The following is a 3,908-nucleotide window of genomic DNA, read 5'->3' as shown; positions in this document are numbered from 1 at the left end:
CCACGGTCAGTAATAAAAATTACCTCATTCGCAGCAATAGTATTTAGTGCAACCACCACAAAACTACGTATAGTGGTGGAGGTGTCAACATCACCATTCATCCCGATAACTGCAAGATCGCCTGGTGCTAACTGTGCATTTGCATTTACCGTGCTGATTAAAAGCATTACGCTAATTAATAAAAAACGAAATGTTTTTTTGTAAAATTCTTTTTTCATACTTAATATACTTTTAGTTATATTTTTAGAATTAGTTGCGATAATTTTGTTTTGAAATGTTGTTGAAATAATAAAATACCTGCACCAATAGTAATATTAAAACAGCATATTTGTACTGTTTCAGAAATTAATTAGGGATAGTTCTTATTCTCGAATTCATCGAAACAATTAATGTATTCAAATGATCTTTTATTCGAAATTTGGAAAACTTTAAGTATCAGTTGAAAATTGGGTGTGTCCTTTAATATTTAGTGAGAAAATACAAAGCAACCGTATTAAAGTAAAGTTTTTCTTCATAAGCTTTGATTTTTTGTTGAAAATTTAAGATCAAATATATTATTAAATATTTAAAAAATGCTTTAAAAAATTAATTTTATTTAACTTTTTTTTAATAATTTTTATTGTTTTCTTAACAATAATTCACTGCAACACTATTGTTAAGTTTAAAAATTACTTATTGTTGCTGAATGTTATTATGCAACTGCGAAAATAATCCCCTATGAGAATCTATTTGTTTCATCAAGTACTTTTTCCCCATTGTAACAGCATTCTTGTCTCGGAACTGCTGAGGAATTTTATTTTGAAGCCTCTTTTAAGCGAAATAAAAAAGGAATCTATTAAAATTCAGAGGTAGTAAAAGCATTTAAATTTTAAATTATAATTCCATTTTTAATTAACTTCGTTAAAAATCAAACCCTTAAAATGAAGCTAACCAACTTATTACTAACCATTATTATTATGACAGCAAGCAACAACGCTAAAGCACAAACCATGTCAAAAGAACAAAAAAAAGCAGAAAAAACATTTATTATTCATGCCGATGAAGCTTTGCAGATTATGAAACAGGAAGCGCTGCGCATGAATATTAAAGGAGTGGGACTGGTTTCATATATTCCCGGTAATGAAACTCAATCCTGGACATCAAAAATGATTGTGGCAGGAGCCACAGGCAGCGAAGGCTATAATTATATTGCCATCGCTTATTCTAAAGCAAGTGAAATGGCTGAGACCTTACAAAACAGTGGAAGTAAAGTCAGACCTGTAAAAGTGGGGGAATTTGATTACATTGGAGGAACCATTAAAAAAATTGATTCCGGATATCTTTTATCCACATTTTCCGGAGCTTCCGGTGAAGATGATTTAGCAGTTGCTGAGAAAGCAATGGATTGGCTTAGTACAAAATTTAAATAGCATTAATTTATCACTTTGTCACAAATAATTATGAAAATTAATATAAATAATTTAATTCTGTGGATCACAATTTTATTAACTCAATTTGTTTTTGGCCAGTATCCGCAAGTAACTATTCCCGGTTCTGAAGTACGAAAAATTACCTCAAAAATAGTGAATGGTCAGGAATATGATCTGGAAATAGTATTGCCGTCCGGTTATGCCAATAGTAACAAAAAATATGCTGTTGTCTATTTGATGGATTCCCAATGGGATTTGCCTTTGATTAGTAGTATTTATGGTGAACAATATTTTGATGGTTTTATTCCGGAAATTATTATTGTGGGCATTACCTGGGGCGGAACTAAACCCAATGCCGATTTGCTTCGCGCAAGAGATTATACTCCAACAAATTTAGGCATGGGGATACAAGCAGGCGGAGCTGATCAATTTTTAGATTTTATAAAAACAGAAGTATTTCCTTTTATGGATGCAAATTACAAGGTTGACAACAGCAACAGAACATTAATGGGCTGCTCATTGGGAGGATTGTTTACACTGTATTCCTTATTTACCCACCCCACAATGTTTAACAATTATATCGCTGCAAGTCCGGCAATTGGATGGGATAATGAAATAATGTATTCGTATGAAAAAAAATATTCTGAAAACAAAAATGCTCCTCCGGCTAAACTTTTCATGACCATTGGAGATGTAGAGCGAAATGTTGGCAATTTTGAAAAGCTGACCTCCCATATGCAAAACAAAAAATATGGTTCGTTGCAATTCCGTTCAAAAATACTTGAAAATACCGGGCACTCCGGAACCAAAAGCGAAACGTATGCCAGAGGACTCCAATATGTTTTTGAAAAACCGGATATGAAAGTTGCCGAAGACATATTGAAAAAATATGCAGGTCAATATCAATCAGCAAATGGCAATATAATGGAATTGAAAACAGAAAATTATCAACTGGTTTTATACAAGAATCAGAACAACAGTTATGTTCTTAAAGCATCAGGTAACACTACCTTCTATTCCAAATCTGAATTTTTGAATATTGAATTTGATACTAAAAATCCAAACACGTTTCAACTAAACGGTTATGGAAACAGCGAAGTATTTACCAAAAAATAAATCATATCTAACCAAACCATCATAAACCACTATGAAAAAAAATATCCCGAATCATTCAAGACGTAAATTTATATTTACTGTCGGTATTACCTCAGTAGGTTTACCCTTACTTTCTTCTTTTGTTGACTTTGATGAATTATTAATTGGCAAGAAGAAAAAAATTGGCGTAGCATTAGTTGGCTTAGGCAAATATGCTACAGAGCAATTAGCGCCGGCTTTATTGCAAACCGAGGATTGCTATTTGGCTGCAATTGTGACTGGAACTCCATCAAAAATTCCTTACTGGAAAGAAAAATACAATATCGCAGACAAAAACATTTATAACTACGATAATTATGACAGCATAAAAAACAATCCCGACATTGATATTGTATATATTGTATTACCCAATTCAATGCATGCGGAATACACCATACGAGCGGCTCAGGCTGGCAAACATGTTATTTGCGAAAAACCAATGGCAATATCAGTTGCAGAATGTGATCAAATGATTGTAGCTTGTAAAAAAGCAGGTAAATCACTATCTATTGGCTATCGTTTACACTTTGACCCTTATCATCTGGAAATGGTACAAATGGGAACTCAAAAAAAATATGGCGAAATAACAAAAATGAATGCCGCTTTTGCATTTGAAGCCCCTAAAAAAAACTGGTGGCGACTGGATAAAAAATATGCTGGCGGTGGGCCGTTGATGGATTTAGGTATTTATTGTTTACAAGGCATAATCTATACTACCGGAATGCTTCCCGTTGCTGTAACTGCTCAAAGTCCTCCTGTAACTGACAAAGAAGTCTTTATAGATGTTGAAGAAACATTAACCTGGCAAATGGAAATGCCAAACGGAGCAATTGCGGAATGCAGAACAAGTTATTCGGGCGAATATCAAAACGTACTAAGGGCAGAAACTGAAAAGGGCTGGTTTGAATTAAATCCCGCTTTTAGTTATGATGGTATAAAAGGCAAAACTTCTGATGGCAAAACACTGGAGTTTTCAAAATTTTCACAACAGGCAAAACAAATGGACGGGATTGCAATAGCAATAAAAAACAATATGGAAAGTATTGTGCCGGGAGAAATGGGACGCAGGGATATGAAAATTATTGAATCAATTTACAAGGCAATGAATACGGGGGAAAGAGTAGTGCTTAATTGGTAAATTAATAGAGTAATTTATATTTAAATCTTCTAAATAAAATGTAACGGAAATTTATTGCAACAACCAACCCCATTATAATAAAAAGAAAGCTGTTTCACATTTGACAAAACAGCTTTCTTATTTTTAAAACGTACACTTCATTAAGCACTCAAAACTTGCACTTCTTTTTTTACTTTATTTATTTTAGAAGCAGGAATCCAATTTAGATTTTTTTGATAGTGATATAT

General features: G+C 33.0%; 4 protein-coding genes. 3 read left to right on the top strand and 1 reads right to left on the bottom strand.

The window, feature by feature from the left end; translation table 11 throughout:
- Positions 1-218, bottom strand: a 218-nt coding sequence (locus tag ABI657_RS19050; RefSeq protein WP_348098853.1) for a hypothetical protein, incomplete at its 3' end; no start/stop codon positions are given.
- A 702-nt stretch (positions 219-920) separates the two neighbouring features.
- Here ABI657_RS19050 and ABI657_RS19045 point away from each other — a divergent pair.
- Genes ABI657_RS19045 through ABI657_RS19035 form a run of 3 tightly spaced genes read left to right on the top strand, consistent with a single transcriptional unit; the run spans position 921 to position 3,681 of the window.
- On the top strand, positions 921-1,409 hold the full coding sequence (locus tag ABI657_RS19045) for a hypothetical protein (protein WP_348098852.1): 489 nt from the start codon (positions 921-923) through the stop codon (positions 1,407-1,409).
- A 30-nt stretch (positions 1,410-1,439) separates the two neighbouring features.
- A complete protein-coding gene (locus ABI657_RS19040; protein WP_348098851.1) occupies positions 1,440-2,525 on the top strand; it encodes an alpha/beta hydrolase-fold protein in 1,086 nt (361 codons plus the stop codon).
- A gap of 31 nt (positions 2,526-2,556) precedes the next feature.
- The gene (locus ABI657_RS19035; protein WP_348098850.1) at positions 2,557-3,681 is read left to right on the top strand and encodes a Gfo/Idh/MocA family oxidoreductase; all 1,125 of its coding nucleotides are present in this window, start codon (positions 2,557-2,559) and stop codon (positions 3,679-3,681) included.
- Positions 3,682-3,908: the final 227 nt, after the last annotated feature.

The organism is Flavobacterium sp., assembly GCF_039930565.1.
Taxonomy (GTDB): Bacteria; Bacteroidota; Bacteroidia; order Flavobacteriales; family Flavobacteriaceae; genus Flavobacterium.
Note: the sequence above shows the minus strand (reverse complement) of the source record. Positions and strands in the feature narration are given on the sequence as shown.